Below are 18,944 nucleotides of genomic sequence, written 5' to 3'. Positions count from 1 at the left end.
CGCGCGTCGTCGGTGCGCATCTCAGACGGCGCCGCGGCGAGGGCACCGAATTCCAGCAGCTGCGCGAATACCGCACCGGCGATTCGCTGCGCCAGATCGACTGGAAGGCCACCCGCAGAGCACTCAGATTGATCTCGCGCGACTACCAGGACGAGAAGAACCAGCAGGTGTTGCTGCTGATCGACACTGGGCGGCGTTTGCTCGCGCGCGACGGTGCGCTCGCGCATTTCGACCATGTGCTCAACGCGGCGCTGATGGTCGCCTACATTGCGCTGCGCCAGGGTGATGCGGTCGGGCTCATGGCCGCCGGCGGCGAGGCGCGCTACATGGCGCCGCAGCGCGGACTCGGCGCGGTCGACAATCTGCTCAACACCGTGTTCGACCTCAAGGCGAACGGCGAGGCGACCGACTATCTCGCCGCGGCCACTGCGCTCGCCGCGCGCCAGCCGCGCCGCGCGCTGATCATCCTCGTCACCAACGTGCGCGACGAGGATGCCGAGGACCTGATCGGCGCAGTGCGCCTGCTGCAGCGCCGCCATCTAGTCTGCATCGCATCCTTGCGCGAGGAAGTGCTCGATCGCACGCGCGATGCCAAGGTCACGAACTTTGACGACGCGCTCGCGGTCGTGGCAACCGCGCAATACCTCGAACAGCGCCAGCGCACGCACAGCCTGCTGCGCGCGCAGTGCCCGGATCTGCTCGACGTCACCTGCGCCGAGTTGCCGGCGGCGCTGGTCGGGCACTATCTGGCGATCAAGCGCGCCGCGCGGTTGTAGCGGCTGGGGAAACTCACGGGAGACAGCTATGGCAACGAACTGGTACTACGCCGACAGCAGCAACCAGCAATGCGGACCGGTCGATTCCGACTGGCTGGCGACGGCATTTCGCAGCGGCAAGCTCGTCGCGACGACCTTGGTCTGGCGCGAAGGTCTCGCGGGCTGGCTGCCGATCGCGCAGGTGGCCGCCGAACTCGGCCTGGGCAACATCGCAACGCCGCCACCACTCGCCGCCGCGGCGCGAACGGCGGGCAAGGCGACGATCGCCAAGCCGTCGTCGTCGCGCAGCGGGCTCGTGATCGGACTCGTCGTCGGCTTCTTCGTCCTGATCGCCTTCCTGGGCATTCTCGCGGCGATCGCGCTGCCGGCATACCAGGACTACACCTTGCGCGCGCGCGTCGCGGCCGCAATGGCCGAGCTCGAAACGGATAAGCTCAAAGTCGCCGAATTCCGTGACAGCGCGCATCGTTGCCCGGTCGCCGGCGATGACGGCTTCGGCGAGCCCGGCGACTACGCCAACCGTGTCGTCGCAACGCTGCATATGCGTGAAAAGGATGGCGAGTGCATCATCGAGGTGACTTTCGCCAGCACCGGTGCGAACGCGATCGGCGGCAAGCGCCTGCGCGCGACGCTGGACGCGCAAGGGCAGTGGCGCTACGACAGCGACTTGCCGCAGCGCTATCTGCCGCTTGCACTGCGTCAATCGAATTTGACGTCGAGGTAGATTCGCGCTCAGGACTTGTCGTTCTTCAGCAGCAGCGCCAGCAACGGCGGCGTGACGATCGAGGTAATGAGCGACATGGCCACGATCAGTGCATAGGTGCGCGCCGAGAACACGCCGGCGGCGAGGCCGAGGCTGGCGATGACCACGCCGACTTCGCCGCGCGGCATCATGCCGACGCCGACGATCAATGCGGAGCGCTTGCCGAGCGCGAGCGCGCCGAGGCCGCCGCCGATCAGCTTGGAGATGAGTGCAATCAAGGTGATCAACGCAAGCGTCAGCAACGCGTCGTTGGATGCGAGCTGCGCGAGCTCGATCTTCGCGCCGGTCAGCACGAAGAAGAACGGCGTCATCAGCGCAAGCAGAGGTTGCGTGTCGTGTTCGAGCTTCGCGCGCTGCGGCGTTTCCGAGGCGACCATGCCGGCGAGGAACGCGCCGATGATCGCGGCGAGGCCGAACTGCGTGGACAGGAAGGCGAGGCCGAGGCAGAGCGCGAGCGCATAGGGCAGCAGATCGATTCTCTGCGCATCGAGCCGGGGCGCCGAACGGCGCGCGAGGCGCGTGCCGACGATACCAATGACGACGACGAAGCCGATCGCCTCGGCGAGCACGATCGCGAGCTTGCCGACCTGCACGTCTTCTCCGGCCTGCAGCGCGGTGACGATGCCGAGCAGCAGCATCGCGAGGATGTCGTCGATCACGGCGGCGCCGAGGATCACGCGCGACTCTTCGCGCTGGAGCACGCCGAGCTCCTGCAGCACGCGTGCGGTGATGCCGGCGGAGGTGGCGACGAAAGCGGCGGCGATGAACATCGACTTCGCCCAGTCGTAGCCGGAGCCGTGCGCCCACAGCGAACCGAAGACGAACGGAACGATCACGCCGAGCAGGCCGACGAGGAATGCGCTGCGGCCGACGCGCTGCATCTCGTCGATGCGCGTTTCCAGGCCGACCGCAAACAGCAACAACACGACGCCGATTTCGGACAGGACTTCGAGTGGCTCGGACGGCGCGACCCAACCGAGCAGCGACGGGCCAACCACGCAGCCCGCGACGATCTCGCCGACCACGCCGGGCAGCCGGATCGCACGCGCGACGCGGCCACCGACCTGTGCGGCGACGAAGACGACGAACAGGCTGAGCAGGATGTCGTTGCCGTGTTGCATTGCGGTTGCCTTTTCCCCGGCGAGGCCGGATGCTAGGCGGAGAATATTATTGAAGAGTGCCGGCAGGAAGCCCGCTTTTTGAGCTCGCTGGCACGGACGCAAGCAAAAACGAATGGGGAGAGACGATGGCGGCAGCGCTGCGCAAGACGCGGGAAGCCATGTCCAAGGTCGACACGGCCTGGCTGCGCATGGAAAGTCCGACCAATCTGATGATGATCACCGGCGTGATGATCTTCGCCGAGCGCATGGCGCTGGCCAAATTGAAGGCGTTGATCGCGCAGCGCTGGCTTGCATACAAGCGCTTCCAGCAGAAAGCGGTCGATGCGGTCAGCGCGGCATATTGGGAGACCGATCGCGATCTCGACCTCGATTGGCACGTGCGCCTCGTCGCGCTGCCCGGCAAGGCCGACAAATCCGCGCTCGAGGAATTCGTCAGCGATCTCGCCTCCAGCCCGCTCAATCACGCGCGGCCGCTGTGGCAATTCCATCTGATCGACAATTACGCACCCGACGGCAAGCGCGCCGGCAGCGTGCTGATCGCGCGCATCCATCACTGCTACGCCGACGGCATGGCGCTGGTGCAGGTGCTGCTGTCGCTGACCGATGCGAGTCCGTCGGAAAAGAAACATGCCGAGCTGGCCAAGGTCTGGCTGAAGAAGGATCAGGGTGGTGTGTTGCAGCGCCTGCTGCTGCAGCCGGCGAGTGCGGGTTTGTCGAAGGTGCTCGAACTCGGCGAAAAGGCGCTGGAGAAGGGCGGCGAACTGCTCGCCAATCCCGAGGTTGCTGCGCTCATCGCCAAGGAGGGCGGCGAAATTGCGCGCGAACTCGCGATTGCGCTGACCTTGTCCGACGATCCGCCGACCGCGTTCAAGGGCGAACTCGGCCAATCCAAGCGCGTCGCCTGGGCCGAGCCGCTGCCGCTCGAAGAGGTCAAGGTCGTCGGTAAGGCGCTCGGCTGCACGGTCAACGACGTGTTGCTCGCGAGCGCCGCGGGCGCGCTGCGCAGCTATCTGCGCGAGCACGGCGAAGATGTCGATGGCCTGACGATCCGCGCCACGGTGCCGGTCAACCTGCGCCCGCTCGAACACGCGAAGAAACTCGGCAATCACTTCGGTCTCGTGTTTCTCGATCTGCCGATCGGCGAGGCGAATCCTCTGCGCAGGCTCGAACGCGTCGCCGCGAACATGCAGGAGTTGAAAAAATCCAAGCAGGCCGCGCTGACGTTCGGCTTGTTGTCTGCAGTCGGCATGGCACCCGCGGCGATCCAGCGCCTGGCACTCGAATTGTTTTCGCGCAAGGCGACCGCGGTCGCGACCAACGTGCCGGGCCCGCAGATGCCGCTGTACCTGGCCGGCTGCGAAATGCGCGAGTTGATGTTCTGGGTGCCGCAGAACGGCTCGATCGGCATGGGCATCTCGATTCTTTCCTATCACGGCCATGTCTACTTCGGCCTGATCACCGACGGCAAGCGCGTCGCCGATCCCGGCGCGATCGTGAGCCGCTTCGCCACCGAATTCGAAAAGATCGCGCTGATCACGCTGATGGAAGACTGGGAGCAGGACATCGCCGCTGCCGATGCGCAGGCGACGCTGGCGCACTACAATTCGCCGGTCTGAATTTCACCTGGAATTTCCATGAGCGATACGCCTCCCGACCATCTTTCCAACGACCCGCGCAGCAAGTTCTACGACGAGGCTGTCCTCGAGCGGGGCATCGGTATCCGCTTCAATGGCGAGGAAAAAACCACGGTCGAGGAATACTGCGTCAGCGAAGGCTGGGTACGCATGGCCGTGCCGCGCGCGTTGGACCGTCGCGGCCGGCCGATGACCTTGAAATTCAGCGGCAAGGTGGAACCTTATTTTCTCGATGCCGCACAGCAGGCGGTGCAGGAGTAAGCGATGGCAACGGGTTGGGCCGGCGACGGCGCCGTGCAGGACCAGATCGACGCGACGGTCGCGGACGCAGTCAAGCGCGCGCGCAGCCGCGCGGCGAAGGGACCGAGCCTGAAGCGCTGCGAGGAATGCGATGCGAAGATTCCCGAGGCGCGGCGCAAAGCCGTGCCCGGCGTGCGCCTGTGTGTCGCCTGCCAATCCGCGCACGATGAGGAAGAGAAGGCCTTCAGCGGCTACAACCGGCGTGGAAGCAAGGACAGCCAGTTGCGCTGAGGTCACGTAGGGAGACTTTACGGAGACCTGATTAGTGTCGAAACTCAGCCAGATTGAAGCAAAATGCAACGTAGGAATCCTTCTCCCATCGGGAGAAGGTGCCGGCAGGCGGATGAGGGTCCACGATGAGATCAACGTCGATCCGAACCCGAACCCTCATCCGGCGCTTTGCGCCACCTTCTCCCGGTGGGAGAAGGGAAGAACCCGCTGAGATTCAACGCTAATCAGGTACGGAGAAAAGGGAATGTTTCTGTCTTTTGCATATGCGCTAGCCGCATCTACATCGCAGTCGGCAGTTGTAACTCCGCCAAAAGATTGCGAGATGTATGTGCGGCCTGTAGATGAAAACGGTCGCGTCCGAGAAAGCCCCTTCATCACGCCTCGTGATATTTCTTCGATAGAGTTCGACAAGACCGATCCAATCACCGGTTTTCGGATGTGGCGGGTAGTTCTGACCAAAGAAGGCGCGTCTCGAAATGCGTCATACACCGGAACCCATGTTCGGGAAAAGATCGCCATCTTTTGCGGTGCTACGGAGATTTCGCGACCGATGATTGCCGCACCGAGTTCGGACACCTTCGTCGTCATCATTCCAGACAAGGTGACCTGACTGGAGATTCTTTCTGTGGTTTTCCAGTGCAAAGCGTAGGGTGTAGACGATAGGATTTGCCCAACTTGATTTGCGCTCGCATCACGATCACGCGCATGGGGGAATCCGCTTGAACACGACCATACGAAGGCCGCGCTGGAGCGCGGCGAAAATTCTCTACGCACTCGATCTCGCCGGCGTCGCCGTGTTCGCGGTTTCCGGCGCGCTTGCGGCCGGGCGCGCGGGCCTGGACTGGTTCGGCGTGATCGTGCTCGCGACCCTGCCGGCGATCGGCGGAGGTACCTTGCGCGACCTGCTGCTCGGCCGCCAGCCCATCTTCTGGGTCGCCGATTCGACCTATCCGTGGGTGATCTGCGCGTCGGCGGTCGCGACCATCGTCTACACGAGCTTCCTGCCGGTGCCGGCGCATGCGCTGCTTATCGCCGATGCGCTCGGCCTTGCCCTGTTCGCGATCACCGGCGCGCAACTCGCCGAACGCACGGGCCACGCGCCGATCATCATTGTCATGATGGGCACGATGACTGGCGTCGCCGGCGGCGTACTGCGCGACGTGCTCGGCGGCAGCGTGCCGATGATCCTGAAGAAGGACATCTACGCGACGGCGGCGATTGCCGGGATCGTGCTCTATCTAGCAGCGCAGCGGTTGGGCATCGAGCGGCGCTGGGCGATGGGCATGGGCCTGGTCGCCGTGGTCGTGCTGCGCCTGCTCTCGGTGGTGTGGGACTGGCAGTTGCCTACGTTCAGGCTCTGACCGCGCTTATGCTGCGGCCGCACGCGGCACACGCCAGAACACGATGGACGACAGCATCGTGACCAGGCCGAGAATGATCACGGTCGTGTGAAACGCGGCGACGTAAGCCGCGCCGCCAACGGCACCCGCGGGCAGGAAGCAGGCCATCAGCAGCGAGCCGAAGGCGACGCCGAAGCTGATCGACAGGTTTTGCGCCGTGCTCGACATCGATGAGCCCATGCTCGCCTGCGCGGGAGCGAGGTCGACGAAGCCGAGCGTGTTGACCGCGGTGTACTGGATCGACATAACCATGCCGAACAGGAACACCTGCGTGCACAGCCGCCATACCGGTGTGTTCGCGTCGAATGTTGCAAACGACAGGATCATCAGTCCGGCGAGCACGGTGTTGACGACGAGCACGCGCCGGTAGCCGAGATGGCGGATGATCGAGGCGACGAAGAAGCGCGTCGACAGCATCGCGATCGCCTGCGGCGTCTGCAGCAGGCCGGCGATCACCGGCGAATAGCCGAAGCCGACCTGGAACAGCAGGGTCAGCAGGAAATAGATGCCGCCGACGCCGAGCCGCGTCGAGAAGCTGCCGTTGACGCCGATGCGAAAGCTCGGCACGCGCAGCAGGTGCAGGTCGACGATCGGGTGGGCGATGCGCAGGCTGCGCCAGGCGTAGAAGACGAGCAGGGTGATTGCCGGAACGCCGGTCAGCAGCGCTGCGGAATAGCGCGCCTCGATCACCTGCTCGAGCGCCCACGACACGCCGCCGACGCCAAGGCCGAACAAGACGAAGCCGGCGAGATCGAGCGGCGTGCTCGATGCGCCGCGGTAGTCGGGCATGTAGCGTCGCGCCATCCACAGTCCGGCGAGGCCGAACGGCAGGTTGACGAAGAAGATCATGCGCCATGACAGCCAGGTCGAGAACACGCCGCCGAGGAACGGGCCGATCGCGGGGCCGATCAGTCCCGGGATCGTCGCGAACGCCATCGCGCCGACGAACTCGGCCTTGGTGAAACTGCGCAATATCGCGAGGCGCCCGACCGGAATCATCAATGCGCCGCCAATGCCTTGCACGACCCGCGCGACGACGAGCATCGTCAGATTCTGCGCGAGGCCACAGGCGAGCGAGCTGGCGGTGAAGATCGCGATCGCGCTCCAGAAGACGTTGCGGGTGCCGTAGCGGTCGGCGAGCCACGCGCTCAGGGGGATGAACACGGCGAGGCTCAGCGTGTAGCTGATCAACGCGGTCTTGATCGACAGCGGCGACACGGCCAGCGCGGCGGCGATGCTCGGCGCCGCCGTGTTGACGATTGTCGAGTCGAGCATCTGCATGAAGAACGAGAACGCGATCAGCCAGAGCAGGCTGCGCTTGGCGCTGGCGTCGAGGGCGGGATCGGATTCGCTGCGGGCGCTGTCGGCGGCGGGTGGATTGGGAGAATCCATGGCAGCGCATTGTCGCACGACCCGATGCCCCGGTGGGTTCGAGAGCGGGGCATTGACATCGCTTAAATATATCGTAAGATATAGCTGACGATAATCAAGGAAACATCCATGCACACCTATTCCCATCACGGTTTTCAGCATCGCCTGCATCGCTTCGCGGAAGAAGTCGGCGAGGCGATCTGCATCGGCCGCGGGCGCGGCAGGCACGGCTTCGGCCACTTTGGCAGCGGCTTCTTCGGTGGCCCCGGCTTGGGCGGTGGCGGCTTCCGCATGGGGCGCAAGCTCGCCTCGGGCGAATTGCAGCTCGTCCTGCTCGCGCTGCTCGCCGAACAACCCAGCCACGGCTACGAGCTGATCAAGGCGCTCGAGGAGCGCTCCGGCGGCTTCTACACGCCCAGCCCCGGCATGGTTTATCCGGCCTTGACCTGGCTCGAAGAGGTCGGTTACGCCAGCGTCGCCGCGGAAGGAGCGAAGAAGCTGTATTCGATCACTGACACGGGCCGCCAGTACCTGGACGAGAATCGCGAGAGCGCGGAAGCGATGCTCGATCAGCTCGCGCGCATCGGCGCCAAGATGGGTCGCGTGCGCGAGATCTTCTCCGGCAGCGACGACGAAGACCCGCGCGGCGGTATCTGGCGCGACGCGTGGCTTGCACGCCGCGAACTCAAGGCCGCGTTGCGCGACAAGCGCCACGCGGGGGCGAAGGAAGCCAAGCGCATCGCCGAGATACTCAGGCGCGCGGCGGCCGAGGTTCGCGGCGACGAATAAGCGGTCGCTCACGCGCTTCGCGGGTTTTGCGTTGCGCCGCTTGACGAACGGCAAATAGTTTGTTGCAGTGCGGTAACCGACGTGCTCCTTTTCGGATGTTGCGAAGCGGGGCGCGCGGCTACCACGCACAGCAGGCGAACGCATGCCGGTCAGCTACGACGAAATGCTCGATATGGGAGGTGCGGCGCGGCCGCACTATGGTGGCTTCGACCGCTGGCTGAAGGCCACGCCGCAGGAACGGCTCGAACAGAAGCGACGCGAAGCCGAAGTGCTGTTCCACCGAGTCGGCATCACTTTCGCCGTGTACGGTGAGAAGGAAGGCGCCGAGCGCCTGATCCCGTTCGACATCGTGCCGCGCATCATCCCGCGCGACGAATGGAAGATGCTCGACGCCGGCCTGCGTCAGCGCGTCAAGGCGCTGAACCTGTTCCTGCACGACGTCTACCACGACCAGGAAATCCTCGCTGCGGGCAAAGTGCCGAGCGATCTGATCCTCAACAACGCCGAATACAAGCCGGTGATGCGCGGCATGGACGTGCCGGGCGGCATCTACTCGCACATCTCCGGCGTCGACATCGTGCGCGCCGGCGCCGGCGAGTACTACGTGCTCGAAGACAACCTGCGCGTGCCGTCAGGCGTGTCCTACATGATCGAGAACCGGCGCATGATGATGCGCCTGTTTCCCGAATTGTTCGCCATGCATTCGGTCGCGCCCGTCGAGCACTATCCCGACCGTTTGCACGACGTGCTGCGCTCGGTCGCGCCCGAAGGCGTCGACGAGCCGGCAGTGGCCGTGCTCACGCCGGGCTTCCACAACTCGGCGTATTTCGAGCACGCCTTCCTCGCCCAGCAGATGGGCGTCGAACTCGTCGAAGGCCAGGATCTGTTCGTGCGCGACGACACCGTCTACATGCGCACCACGCAGGGCCGGCAGCGCGTGCACGTGATCTATCGGCGCATCAACGACGACTTCCTCGATCTGACCGTGTTCAACCCCGACTCGATGCTCGGCGTGCCGGGCATCTTCGCCGCCTACAAGGCCGGGCGAGTGACGCTCGCAAACGCGATCGGCGCGGGCATCGCCGACGACAAGTCGGTGTATCCGTACGTGCCCGACATGATCCGCTTCTACCTCGGCGAAGAGCCTATTTTATACAATGTGCAAACGTATAAATTGCGCGACGCGGACGATCTGGCCTACGCGCTCGACCATCTGCCCGAACTGGTGGTGAAGGAAGTCCATGGGGCCGGCGGCTACGGCATGCTGGTCGGTCCGGCATCGACCAAGGTGCAGATCGCCGAGTTCCGCGATCGCATCATCAAAGAGCCGGCCAAGTACATCGCCCAGCCGACGCTCGCGCTGTCATCATGCCCGACCTATGTGGCCAGCGGGCTTGCGCCGCGGCACGTGGACTTCCGCCCCTACGTGCTCAGCGGCAAGGAGATCCACATCGTGCCCGGCGGCCTGACGCGCGTGGCGCTGGCCGAAGGCTCACTTGTCGTCAACTCCTCGCAGGGCGGCGGCACCAAGGACACCTGGGTTCTGGAGGGCTGAAAGTGCCTCATAAAATCTGCTGCGCTCGGCATTTTGCGTTCCGGCGGTGCTCGGAATGCTCATGTACTGATTTGTACACTCCGCTTCCTGCGTTCCGGCGAAACGCAAACTGCCTTCGCTCGCGACGATTTTCTGAGACACTTTGATCATGCTGTGCAGAACCGCCAACGACCTGTACTGGACCTCGCGCCACATCGAGCGCGCCGAGAACACCGCGCGCCTGATCGACGTGACCCATCGCATCGCGCTGCTGCCTGAGCGCCTCGATCCGTGGCGCCACGACGCCGGCACCTGGCGGCGCGCGCTCGACGCGCTCGGCCTCGTGCAGGAGTATTCGCGCCTCAACGGCCCGATCGTCGCGCAGAAGGTGCTGCGCTACCTGTGCCTCGATGCGACCAATCCGTCGTCGATCTACTCGTGCATTCGCGCCGCGCGCGAGTCGGCGCGCGCGCAACGCGGCGCGATCACGCTGGAAATGTACGAGGACCTCAACACCTCGTGGCTGGAGATGCGCAAGCTCAGCGCCGAGCGTTTCGAGGACGAGGGTGTGCCGCGTTTCGTCGAATGGGTGAAGACGCGCTCGGCCTCGTTCCGCGGCATGACCGTCGGCACGATGGGGCGTGATGCGGCCTATCACTATCTGCAACTCGGCACCTTTCTCGAGCGCGCCGACTGGGGCGTGCGCCTGATGGACGTAAAGTACTCGGGGCCGTCGACCGAGGAAGCCGGCGATGCGCGCTCCGCGGTGGGCTACTACCAGTGGAGCGCCTTGCTGCACGCGCTGTCGGCGATGGAAACCTACCGCCGTCATTATCGCGAGACGATCTCGCCCGAGCGCGTCGCCGAGCTGATGATCCTCAACCACGATTCGCCGCGCTCGCTCGCCACCTGCACCGAGGTCGTGCACAAGACCCTCGTCGCACTGGCCGGGCCGGGCAACCACGAGGTCGTGCGCCAGGCCGGCGCGCTGATGGCCGAAACACGCTTCGGCTGCATCGACGACGTGCTCGCGCAGGGCATGGAAGTGTGGCTGCAGCGCGTGATGACGCGCCTGTTCGCGTTGGCGCAGCAGATCAATCGGCATTTCCTGCTGACTCCGGAAATCGTGGAGCAGGTACAGGAACAGAGTCAGGCCTGACGGGTGCCTCGCGCGAAATACAGGCCTGCGCCAGGAACGCTTGCGGTGCGCTGGGTCGCTCGCTGGTAGAATTCGCGACCCGTTTCCCGATTCGCCGTCCGATGACCTATTGCGTTGCCATGAAGCTCGATGCCGGCATGGTGTTCGCGTCCGACACGCGCACCAACGCGGGCGTCGACAACATCTCCCGCGTCGACAAGATGCACGTGTTCGCGAAGAAGGGCGATCGCGTCATCGTCGCTCTGTCGGCCGGTAACCTGTCGATCACGCAGAACGCGATCAACCAGATCGAGCGGGCGGCGAAGGAAACGCCGGACGCGCCGAACATCTACTCGGTGACGTCTCTGTACGACGCGGCGGAGCTGATCGGCAACACGCTGCGCGATGTACGCCAGCGCGAGGGCGAATACCTGCGTGCGCAGAACATCGATTCCACGGCAAGCTTCATCGTCGGCGGCCAGATCGCCGGCGAGGCGCCGCGCCTGTTCCTGATCTATGCCGAAGGCAACTTCATCGAATGCTCGGGCGAGGCGCCGTTTTTCCAAAACGGCGAGATCAAGTACGGCAAGCCGGTGATCGACCGCGTGATCTCGCCGGCCCTGTCGCTCGCTGACGCGATCAAGCTGACCCTGGTCTCGTTCGACTCGACCATGCGCTCGAACATCTCGGTCGGCCTGCCGATCGACCTGCTCGTCTATCCGGTCGACAGCCTCGACGCGAGTGGGCAGCACCGCATCGAGGACACCGATCCGTATTTCCGCGAACTCGGCACGCTGTGGAACGAAGGCCTGAAGCGCGCATTCGCGAGCATTCCCGTGCCGGACGGATTCGCGCCCAAGTCCTGAGCGCGAAGCCCCGGAGCTCAGCGCGCCTGCGTGGCCTTTTCTTTGGCGATGCGCACATCGAGCATCTTTTCGTAGTTCGCGGCGAAGCGGCGGCAGGCTTGCGTGTCGATCATCGGATTCGGCTCGCGTTGTACGGCGAGTTTCGCCAGGCGCTCGTCGGCGCCCGACGCGTCTGGATGGGTGGAGACGAGGATATCGCAGGGAAGACCAGCGACCGTGTGGATGCTCTGGCGAAATGATTCAGTGAGATCGCCGTGCGTCGCGTCCGCAAGAAAGTGGAATCCGTCGGAAGCAAATGCCGAGATGCTGTCGGAATAGACCACGTCGAGACACTTGCCGTTCTCGCAGGATTTCCACGTCCACGTCGTGCTGCCCGGCGTGTGTCCGGGGGTGAAATGCGCTGTGATCGCCGCGTTGCCGAGATGCACGACTTCCCCGTCGGTGGTCTCGCGCACGCGCGCGGCCGCGGGGAAGCTGGCATTCGCGACGTCGGACGCCTGCGGATCGTCGGCGACGACATGGCCTTCGCGCAGCGCCTTCGCACCCGACGGGCTCGCGATCGCCGTCGCGCCGCTGTCGCGTACGAGCGCGGCAATGCCGCCGGCGTGGTCGAAATGCGCGTGCGAGTTGAGCACGTACTTCACGTTGGCAAGCTTGAAACCGAGCTTGGCAATGTTCGCTTCGATTTGCGGCGCCGATTGCGGCAGGCCGACGTCGAGCAGGACCAGACCCGCTCCCGTGTCCACGAGCAGAGCGCTGATACCGTCGCTGCCGACATAATAAGTGTTGCCGTAAATGCGAATTGGCGCATGGGCATGAGTCCATTCCGGTTTACCGGGCATCGGCTGGGTCAAAGGATCCTGCGCGTCTGTCGCCTGCGCGGTCGACAACGCGAAAGCCAACATCGGCGCCAGGCACAGTGAAAATTTCATCGCTTCCTTACCTTGTTCGATTGGGGAGCGCAGTATGCTCGACCGCCATGACGCCGCGCGGGCCGCGTGTGGCAAAAGCATGGCGATCGACGCAAGAGTTATCGAGCGGGCGAAGGCTGCGCCTTGTGGATCGCCTTTTGCACTGCGTCGACGACCGCGTCGGGACGATCCTGCGCGACTTCGTGCGAGGAATGGGCAACCGGAATGATTTCGCTGCGCGTCGAAGTCGCGGCGATTGCCTTGTTCGTTTTCGCGCATGCCGTTTCAAGAGCTTTGCGCTCGGCAGGCGGCACCTCGGCGTAAGTGGAATCGGCCGCGAGTATCAGGATCGGCAGAGCGCCATGGCGTTCGCTGGTCGATACGGGGTCGTCGAACAACGAGTTCGTCTCGTAGGTCGACAGCAGCGTGTGCCAGAACGCGGGGCGCAACTTGTTCTTGCGCTGCGCGGCGTTCAACTCGGCGCTGAACTGCGGATCGGGACCGCGCAAGCAGCGGGCGAGTTCGGCTGGCGGCTGGGCAAGCTGGCCGCTTTCGGCCGCCTTCGCGCATTGACGCATGACGCCCATCGCGCCGAGACGCCCTTCGTCGTCGGCCTTGGCCCATGCGGGAGAAAACTCGGCGATGTGCTGCGCGGGTGGATCGAGCAGGACCAGCGCGGCCAGGTCCTCTGCGTGTTTGTCGGCATAGCGCCGCGCGATGTTGCTGCCGCGCGAATGACCGACGAGGATCAGCGGCGTCTTGATTTGCGCTGCGACGATCAGGGCATGCAAATCGTCTGCTTCCGCATCGAGGTTGCGCGGCATCGGGCCTTCGTCGCTGAAGCCCAGGCCAGCGCGATCGTAGGCGCAGACGGTGACGGATTTCGCCAGCTGCGGTTGCACCTTGTACCAGGCCATCGAATCGGCCGTCGCTCCGGCTTCGAGCATCACCGTCGGCGCACCGTGGCCGCTGCAGCGCAGATTCAGGCGGCGGCCGCCGACGTCGACGAGCTTGCCGGGTTTGGCGTAGACGTCGAGCGCGGGATCGGGTTTCGGCTGGCCGTCTGCGGCCACTGCCGCTTCGACGAGGAGCAGGCTACAAGCGAATATCGAGCGGACCATCGAACGCACAGCGGACATGTTCACCTCGTGCCTTGGCAGGATTGCGGAGGGCGTAGTCTAGTAACGTGGGCGGCGTCAGGATGGCTGATTGCTGAATCGCGATTTTCGCAGCTTGGAAAACGAGGCGCAGTCGGCAATTGCTCGAGAGGTTGCAGTTATTGCCGTGCGAACGGCGCGGCACTCGGCGAGCAGACGCGCCAAACTGAATCGAACGCACGCGACGATTCCTCCCGCGGCCTGCGCGAGCGATAATTTGCGCGAGGCAAGAACGAGTCGCGATGTCCATCGAGTTCGTCCCCATTCCACACCGCTGTCTCCGCACGTACGTGCGGATGCTGATCGCATCGATGTGGGTTCTCCACCCGGTCGCCTCTTCTTTTGCGGCGGCACCGGCGGGGATGCAGAAAGACGTCGTATTCCACGAGTATTCGCCACTCGCCGCGAACGCCGAATTGATCGACCGCCTCTTTCGCCCGCTGCTCGCGCGCCGACTGCACGCAGAGCTCGTCGGCAAGGGACAGGGCACGGACGGGCAAAGCATCGACCTAGCCCGCGAACATTTCGCCGTGTACGTGCCCGACACACCAGCTTCAGGCAAGTTCGGCTTGCTCGTTTGGATTTCACCGTTCGACCCTGCGGGCATTCCCAAGGCGTGGCTGCCCGTATTGGACAAACACGCAATGATCATCGTGACGGCGGCCGGCTCGGGCAATGCCGCGAATGTCTACTCGCGCCGCATTCCGCTGGCCATGCTCGGCTACGCCAACGTGGCGAAGGCATATCCGGTCGATCCCGCGCGCACCTATGTCAGCGGCCTGTCCGGCGGCTCGCGCGTCGCCTTGCGTGTCGCGCTGGCGTTTCCCGACGTGTTCCATGGCGCGCTGCTCAACGCCGGCAGCGATTCGTTCGGCACGGCGGTGTTGCCGCCGCCGAAGCCCGAGTTGTTTCGCCAGTTCGAGGAAGGCATGAGTCTCGTCTACGCCACCGGCAGCCGCGACGATGAAAACCTGGCAAGGGACGCGCACAGCCGCGAATCGGCGCGCGACCTGTGCATCACTGATCTGCACACCGAGGAGATGCGTGGTCGCGGCCACGACTGGATCGATGCGGCGACGCTCGATCGCGCGCTGACGGATCTGTCGGCGCCGCGCACGATCGACGCGGGGTTGGCCGCGTGTCGCGAACGGCGCACGCGCGACATCGATGCGCAACTGCACGAAATCGAAGCCCTGATCGCTGCGGGCAACAAGCGCGAGGCGGAAGATCGCCTGCAGCGTCTCGACGAACGCTACGGCGGCCTCGCCGCACCGCGCAGCGTGGAATTGGAGGACAAGTTGTGAAGACTGATGTTTTGGCTGCCGCAGCGAGCGCACCCGGCGTGCGCCTCGACGTTTGGCTCTGGGCCGCGCGTTTCTTCAAGACGCGCGCGCTGGCGAAAAAAGCCATCGAGGGCGGCAAGGTGGAGGTGAACCAGGCTGCGGGCAAGCCGTCGAAGGCGGTGCATGTCGGCGACCGGCTCCACATCGTGCGCAGCGAAGAACGCTTCGAGATCGAAGTCGTCGCGATCGGCGACCAGCGCGGCCCCGCCGCGCAGGCGCAATCGCTCTACCGCGAAACCGAAGCCAGCCGCAATGCGCGCGTGGAAGCAGTCGAACGCCGTCGCCTCGAACGCACGGGCTACGCCAAGCCGCCGACCAAGCCGGACAAGCGTGCGCGGCGTCTCATCATCGCGCTTGGCGATATCGACGCGATGTAAGAGCGTGGATTCCGGACGGTTTCCATGGAGGAGCCGGCATGATGTATAGAATGTAGCGAGCGCAGCGCTCCGTTGCGGTGTCGGGAGAGATGGATGGAGGGTTTTTGGCATCGGAATGCGCGGCAGATTGGACTATCTCTGTTGATCATGGCGCAAGCGTCGTTCTCGACTTCAGCCGCCCACGCCGCGCAACACGGATCGGTTCTTATGGTGCCTGGTTGGACCTTGCGTTTCGGCGACGACTTCAACGGCACGACCGGAGCGCCGCCGTCGCCCGTCGACTGGAAGGTCGCTTTGGGTCACGGCGAGCCCGGCATGCCTTCAGGTTGGAATTGGGGCACGGGCGAGGTCGAAGCCTATACCGCGGATCCATCCAATCTGAGTGTGGACGGCAAGGGGCACTTGAGGATCACGCCGCAGCGTAATGCCGCCGGCGAGTGGACCTCCGCGCGCATCTTCAGCGCGCGCGACGACTTTCTCGCGCCTGTTGGCGGCATATTGCGCATCGAAGCGCGAATTCGCCTGCCGGACGTTTTCGATGCTGCCGCAAAAGGTTACTGGCCGGCGTTCTGGGCCCTGGGAAGTTCGTTTCGTACCGTGCGCAATTGGCCGCAGGCCGGCGAAATCGACATCCTCGAAAACATCAACGGAATAAACACCGTGTGGGGTACCCTGCATTGTGGAGTCTACCCCAACGGCCCGTGCAACGAGCCTTCCGGAATCAGTGGTCGCATCGATTGTGCGCTGCTGGAATGCCGCGCCGCATTTCACACCTACGGTTTCGAATGGGATCGCAGCAAGCAGCCCGAACAGTTGCGCTGGTATCTCGACGGCCGTGAATTTCACTCGATCAGCCAGAGCCGACTGCCGGCTGCGGCCTGGGACGGAATGACCTCTCATTCCGGATTCTTTCTGCTGCTCAATGTCGCGATCGGCGGTTTTTTCGTCAGCAACGAAGCCGGCGTGCACACGCCGACGCCCGATACCGAACCCGGGCATGCAATGGTCGTCGACTACGTTGCCGTCTGGACGCGCCGCGACGGCGCGAAAAAGCCGTTCCCGCTGCTACGACCGGTGGCGCCGGAGTAGGCGACAAGGCAAGCCTGTCAGGCCCGTGCGCGATGGGGTGGACGCGCGCGAGCCTGCCTTTACACGACGATGTTCGCGCGCGAGACCAGATATTTGGTTGCCCTTGGCTATCATTTCTGATGCAAATTGGCCATTGTGAAGAGTGATTGAAACCTGCGACACCGCTCATAGGCCTGCGAACCATGCGGCCCCTGAGGTTGTAGTCGTGTTGCTGTAGCAACATCTATCGCTCGATCATCAGTTAAGGACACAACCGTTCCCCAGAACATCACTGCTTCTATTCTGGCATCTTTCTTGAAATCTCTTTGATATCGCAAAACATCGCGTTCAAAGTTGCGAGTAAAGTCAGCCAACAATTTTTGGACAGTTTCCACAGCATCCCCTTGGTTTTTCGCGGCTACGATTTCTAGGTTGGGGTTAACGACAAGCGTCATATCCAGGGCAACCACAGCTATGCCCGCATGTCCGTTGTGCCGATGCGTAGAGAATTGATTTGATGCTCGTTTCAAACAACGAGCTAGTCCGTGCACGGTCTTAGGTCTCTTGCACTCGATGTAGACAACTTCTCCATTGTGCTTGACTACAACATCTGCTGGATCCTCGAGCTGGACCGTAAGTCGTTGTCGAGCAAACATAGCGGCTATCCGCAACTCACTCGCAATGTCGCGGCCTTGATCGTAAGAGCTATTAGTCGATGGGCTGTAGAATCGCTCTCCCGTTGCATACCGACGCAATTTGGAGACATGATCACCGACTACGCTGTCTGGAAGGGTCGCAATTTCAACGCAATTCACGATTTCTGCAGCTGTCGCGAATACTTCTCGCTTATTGAGCGCGCGCCAGCGGGCTCCATCCGACGCTTCCATAGCCTCACTAATTTTCTTATAGAGATCCCTGTAGTAGCCGAATCGTGTCTTTGCCAAATCGATGCCGTAGTGCTTGAACCAAGCAAACGTTTGATCTAAGGCTTTGGCAATTTCTGAAGGTGAATTCCTACTGCCCTCGACTTTGTTATCGACCGACATCGTTCCGTAGATATCTGGGATCGCAGAATTGCTCATGATCGACGTGATATGGGAGCCGCCCTCGTTGAACGATTCAACTCACTCCACCACCGGCACCACGGTCACGCGCACATCGAGTTCATGCGCGCCGCCGCCGAGGATGATGCCGCGCAGCGGCGAGACGTCGCCGAAGTCGCGGCCCCAGGCAAGCGTGATGTGGCCTTCGCCGGGGCGCATGTTGTTGGTTGGATCGAAGTCGATCCAGCCGTGGCGCGGGCAGTGCACGGAGACCCAGGCATGCGAGGCGTCGGCGCCGACGAGGCGCGGCTGGCCGGGCGGCGGCGTAGTCAGCAGATAGCCCGAGACGTAGCGGGCTGCGAGGCCGAGCGAGCGCAGGCAGGCGATCATCAGGTGGGCGAAGTCCTGGCAGACGCCGTGGCGGTTTTCGAGCACTTCGGCAACGGGCGTGGCGACCTGGGTCGCGTTCGCGTCGAAACGGAATTCGCGATGGATGCGTTGCATCAGCAGCGCGCAGGCACGCAGCAATGGCGTGCCGGGCGCGAAGTCTACGTATGCGAATTCTCTGACATCGCCATCCCAGCGCACGTAGGGCGATTCGAAGCGGTAGCGGTTTGCGTCGAGCGCGGCCGCCGTCGGCACGTGTCCGCCGCGGTAGGCGAGGGCGGCGACGGCGTCTTCCCACGGCGGCGAGTCATCGAGGTCGAACGCTATGTCGCGCGCGTCGACTTCGATGTCCATTTCCGCGGTGACGAGCAGTTCGCGGTGCGGCGTGTCGATTTCGAGGCGCGTGAGCGGATTGCCGAAGCCGTCGAACTCGTCGAGCTGATGCGTCGGTGCCGGTTCGACGCGCAGGCGATGGCCGTGGCAGCGCTGGTGCGGCAGCGCCTGCGGGGTCAGATGCAGCGCCTGGTGCGAAACCGAGACGACGCTGTCGTAGCGGTATTCGGTTTCGTGGTGGACGGTGTAACGCGCGCTCATGTGGACAGGGTCGCGCGGCTTGCCGCGGCGACGTGGGCGAAATGATGGAAGGCGATCGCATCGGCGGCGGCGCGCGCGCGCGCGGCAATGTCGGCGAGCAGCGCCGCGATGCCAGCGATGGCGTCGCGGCGGCCGTCTTCG

General features: G+C 63.9%; 20 protein-coding genes. 14 read left to right on the top strand and 6 right to left on the bottom strand.

What is annotated here, in order from left to right:
• Positions 1-776: DUF58 domain-containing protein (locus tag VF497_RS12065; RefSeq protein ID WP_330889015.1), on the top strand; the 776-nt coding region annotated here is incomplete at its 5' end.
• A 28-nt stretch (positions 777-804) separates the two neighbouring features.
• Positions 805-1,500, top strand: a complete 696-nt coding sequence (locus VF497_RS12060) for a GYF domain-containing protein (RefSeq protein WP_330889013.1) — start codon at positions 805-807, stop codon at positions 1,498-1,500.
• An 8-nt stretch (positions 1,501-1,508) separates the two neighbouring features.
• On the opposite strand, the gene VF497_RS12055 is transcribed toward VF497_RS12060, so the two are convergent.
• The gene (locus VF497_RS12055; RefSeq protein ID WP_330889011.1) at positions 1,509-2,660 is read right to left on the bottom strand and encodes a cation:proton antiporter; all 1,152 of its coding nucleotides are present in this window, start codon (positions 2,658-2,660) and stop codon (positions 1,509-1,511) included.
• A 125-nt stretch (positions 2,661-2,785) separates the two neighbouring features.
• On the opposite strand from VF497_RS12055, the gene VF497_RS12050 reads away from it, so the two are divergent.
• From VF497_RS12050 to VF497_RS12030, 5 genes are all read left to right on the top strand, one after another.
• On the top strand, positions 2,786-4,276 hold the full coding sequence (locus tag VF497_RS12050) for a wax ester/triacylglycerol synthase family O-acyltransferase (protein WP_330889009.1): 1,491 nt from the start codon (positions 2,786-2,788) through the stop codon (positions 4,274-4,276).
• A gap of 18 nt (positions 4,277-4,294) precedes the next feature.
• Positions 4,295-4,555: a DUF3297 family protein gene (locus VF497_RS12045; protein WP_330889007.1), complete on the top strand. Its 261-nt coding sequence runs from the start codon at positions 4,295-4,297 to the stop codon at positions 4,553-4,555.
• 3 nt (positions 4,556-4,558) lie between these two features.
• Positions 4,559-4,825 carry a DksA/TraR family C4-type zinc finger protein gene (locus VF497_RS12040; RefSeq protein ID WP_330889005.1) on the top strand — a complete coding sequence of 89 codons (267 nt, stop codon included), beginning with the start codon at positions 4,559-4,561 and terminating at the stop codon, positions 4,823-4,825.
• 244 nt (positions 4,826-5,069) lie between these two features.
• A complete protein-coding gene (locus VF497_RS12035; RefSeq protein ID WP_330889003.1) occupies positions 5,070-5,435 on the top strand; it encodes a hypothetical protein in 366 nt (121 codons plus the stop codon).
• Positions 5,436-5,544: 109 nt separating this feature from the next.
• Positions 5,545-6,186, top strand: a complete 642-nt coding sequence (locus tag VF497_RS12030) for a trimeric intracellular cation channel family protein (RefSeq protein WP_330889001.1) — start codon at positions 5,545-5,547, stop codon at positions 6,184-6,186.
• 6 nt (positions 6,187-6,192) lie between these two features.
• On the opposite strand, the gene VF497_RS12025 is transcribed toward VF497_RS12030, so the two are convergent.
• Positions 6,193-7,617, bottom strand: coding sequence for an MFS transporter (locus VF497_RS12025; protein ID WP_330888999.1), 1,425 nt, complete (start codon positions 7,615-7,617; stop codon positions 6,193-6,195).
• 108 nt (positions 7,618-7,725) lie between these two features.
• On the opposite strand from VF497_RS12025, the gene VF497_RS12020 reads away from it, so the two are divergent.
• The 4 genes from VF497_RS12020 (at position 7,726) to VF497_RS12005 (ending at position 11,923) form a co-directional block, all read left to right on the top strand.
• Positions 7,726-8,385 carry a PadR family transcriptional regulator gene (locus VF497_RS12020; RefSeq protein WP_330888997.1) on the top strand — a complete coding sequence of 220 codons (660 nt, stop codon included), beginning with the start codon at positions 7,726-7,728 and terminating at the stop codon, positions 8,383-8,385.
• 142 nt (positions 8,386-8,527) lie between these two features.
• On the top strand, positions 8,528-9,940 hold the full coding sequence (locus VF497_RS12015) for a circularly permuted type 2 ATP-grasp protein (RefSeq protein ID WP_330888995.1): 1,413 nt from the start codon (positions 8,528-8,530) through the stop codon (positions 9,938-9,940).
• Positions 9,941-10,088: 148 nt separating this feature from the next.
• Entirely contained in the window at positions 10,089-11,078 is a 990-nt protein-coding gene (locus tag VF497_RS12010; protein ID WP_330888993.1) for an alpha-E domain-containing protein, read from the top strand.
• Positions 11,079-11,179: 101 nt separating this feature from the next.
• Entirely contained in the window at positions 11,180-11,923 is a 744-nt protein-coding gene (locus tag VF497_RS12005) for a peptidase (RefSeq protein ID WP_330888991.1), read from the top strand.
• Between the two features lie 17 nt (positions 11,924-11,940).
• Here the strand turns inward: VF497_RS12005 and bla are convergent, their stop codons facing one another.
• Both bla and VF497_RS11995 read right to left on the bottom strand, forming a co-directional pair.
• Positions 11,941-12,855 carry a subclass B3 metallo-beta-lactamase gene (bla, locus tag VF497_RS12000; RefSeq protein ID WP_330888989.1) on the bottom strand — a complete coding sequence of 305 codons (915 nt, stop codon included), beginning with the start codon at positions 12,853-12,855 and terminating at the stop codon, positions 11,941-11,943.
• A 98-nt stretch (positions 12,856-12,953) separates the two neighbouring features.
• Positions 12,954-13,973 (bottom strand): alpha/beta hydrolase, encoded by a 1,020-nt coding sequence (locus VF497_RS11995; RefSeq protein ID WP_330888987.1) that lies wholly within the window; start codon positions 13,971-13,973, stop codon positions 12,954-12,956.
• Positions 13,974-14,353: 380 nt separating this feature from the next.
• Here VF497_RS11995 and VF497_RS11990 point away from each other — a divergent pair, with 380 nt between their 5' ends.
• The 3 genes from VF497_RS11990 (at position 14,354) to VF497_RS11980 (ending at position 16,800) form a co-directional block, all read left to right on the top strand.
• Complete coding sequence (locus VF497_RS11990) at positions 14,354-15,295, top strand: PHB depolymerase family esterase (protein ID WP_330888985.1); 942 nt, start codon at positions 14,354-14,356, stop codon at positions 15,293-15,295.
• Positions 15,292-15,711, top strand: a complete 420-nt coding sequence (locus VF497_RS11985) for an RNA-binding S4 domain-containing protein (RefSeq protein WP_330888983.1) — start codon at positions 15,292-15,294, stop codon at positions 15,709-15,711. The genes VF497_RS11990 and VF497_RS11985 overlap by 4 nt, the downstream gene beginning before the upstream one ends.
• A gap of 207 nt (positions 15,712-15,918) precedes the next feature.
• Complete coding sequence (locus tag VF497_RS11980) at positions 15,919-16,800, top strand: glycoside hydrolase family 16 protein (protein ID WP_330888981.1); 882 nt, start codon at positions 15,919-15,921, stop codon at positions 16,798-16,800.
• Positions 16,801-16,910: 110 nt separating this feature from the next.
• Here the strand turns inward: VF497_RS11980 and VF497_RS11975 are convergent, their stop codons facing one another.
• Together VF497_RS11975 and VF497_RS11970 are read right to left on the bottom strand one after the other, a co-directional pair.
• Positions 16,911-17,861, bottom strand: coding sequence for a hypothetical protein (locus VF497_RS11975; protein WP_330888979.1), 951 nt, complete (start codon positions 17,859-17,861; stop codon positions 16,911-16,913).
• A 42-nt stretch (positions 17,862-17,903) separates the two neighbouring features.
• Positions 17,904-18,803, bottom strand: a complete 900-nt coding sequence (locus VF497_RS11970; RefSeq protein WP_330888977.1) for a transglutaminase family protein — start codon at positions 18,801-18,803, stop codon at positions 17,904-17,906.
• Positions 18,804-18,944: the final 141 nt, after the last annotated feature.

Source organism: Rudaea sp., from assembly GCF_036383415.1.
Classification (GTDB): Bacteria; Pseudomonadota; Gammaproteobacteria; order Xanthomonadales; family Rhodanobacteraceae; genus Rudaea.
Note: the sequence above shows the minus strand (reverse complement) of the source record. Positions and strands in the feature narration are given on the sequence as shown.

Excerpts from the sequence above, each read along its gene's own strand:
- VF497_RS12025 (WP_330888999.1), bottom strand. The coding sequence starts at position 7,617 with ATGGATTCTCCCAATCCACCCGCCGCCGACAGCGCCCGCAGCGAATCC.
- VF497_RS11995 (WP_330888987.1), bottom strand. The coding sequence starts at position 13,973 with ATGTCCGCTGTGCGTTCGATGGTCCGCTCGATATTCGCTTGTAGCCTG.
- VF497_RS11980 (WP_330888981.1), top strand. The coding sequence starts at position 15,919 with ATGGTGCCTGGTTGGACCTTGCGTTTCGGCGACGACTTCAACGGCACG.
- VF497_RS12020 (WP_330888997.1), top strand. The coding sequence starts at position 7,726 with ATGCACACCTATTCCCATCACGGTTTTCAGCATCGCCTGCATCGCTTC.
- VF497_RS12060 (WP_330889013.1), top strand. The coding sequence starts at position 805 with ATGGCAACGAACTGGTACTACGCCGACAGCAGCAACCAGCAATGCGGA.
- VF497_RS12045 (WP_330889007.1), top strand. The coding sequence starts at position 4,295 with ATGAGCGATACGCCTCCCGACCATCTTTCCAACGACCCGCGCAGCAAG.
- bla (WP_330888989.1), bottom strand. The coding sequence starts at position 12,855 with ATGAAATTTTCACTGTGCCTGGCGCCGATGTTGGCTTTCGCGTTGTCG.
- VF497_RS12005 (WP_330888991.1), top strand. The coding sequence starts at position 11,180 with ATGACCTATTGCGTTGCCATGAAGCTCGATGCCGGCATGGTGTTCGCG.
- VF497_RS12015 (WP_330888995.1), top strand. The coding sequence starts at position 8,528 with ATGCCGGTCAGCTACGACGAAATGCTCGATATGGGAGGTGCGGCGCGG.
- VF497_RS12010 (WP_330888993.1), top strand. The coding sequence starts at position 10,089 with ATGCTGTGCAGAACCGCCAACGACCTGTACTGGACCTCGCGCCACATC.
- VF497_RS12040 (WP_330889005.1), top strand. The coding sequence starts at position 4,559 with ATGGCAACGGGTTGGGCCGGCGACGGCGCCGTGCAGGACCAGATCGAC.
- VF497_RS11970 (WP_330888977.1), bottom strand. The coding sequence starts at position 18,803 with ATGAGCGCGCGTTACACCGTCCACCACGAAACCGAATACCGCTACGAC.
- VF497_RS11975 (WP_330888979.1), bottom strand. The coding sequence starts at position 17,861 with ATGAGCAATTCTGCGATCCCAGATATCTACGGAACGATGTCGGTCGAT.
- VF497_RS12035 (WP_330889003.1), top strand. The coding sequence starts at position 5,070 with ATGTTTCTGTCTTTTGCATATGCGCTAGCCGCATCTACATCGCAGTCG.
- VF497_RS11990 (WP_330888985.1), top strand. The coding sequence starts at position 14,354 with ATGCAGAAAGACGTCGTATTCCACGAGTATTCGCCACTCGCCGCGAAC.
- VF497_RS12055 (WP_330889011.1), bottom strand. The coding sequence starts at position 2,660 with ATGCAACACGGCAACGACATCCTGCTCAGCCTGTTCGTCGTCTTCGTC.
- VF497_RS12050 (WP_330889009.1), top strand. The coding sequence starts at position 2,786 with ATGGCGGCAGCGCTGCGCAAGACGCGGGAAGCCATGTCCAAGGTCGAC.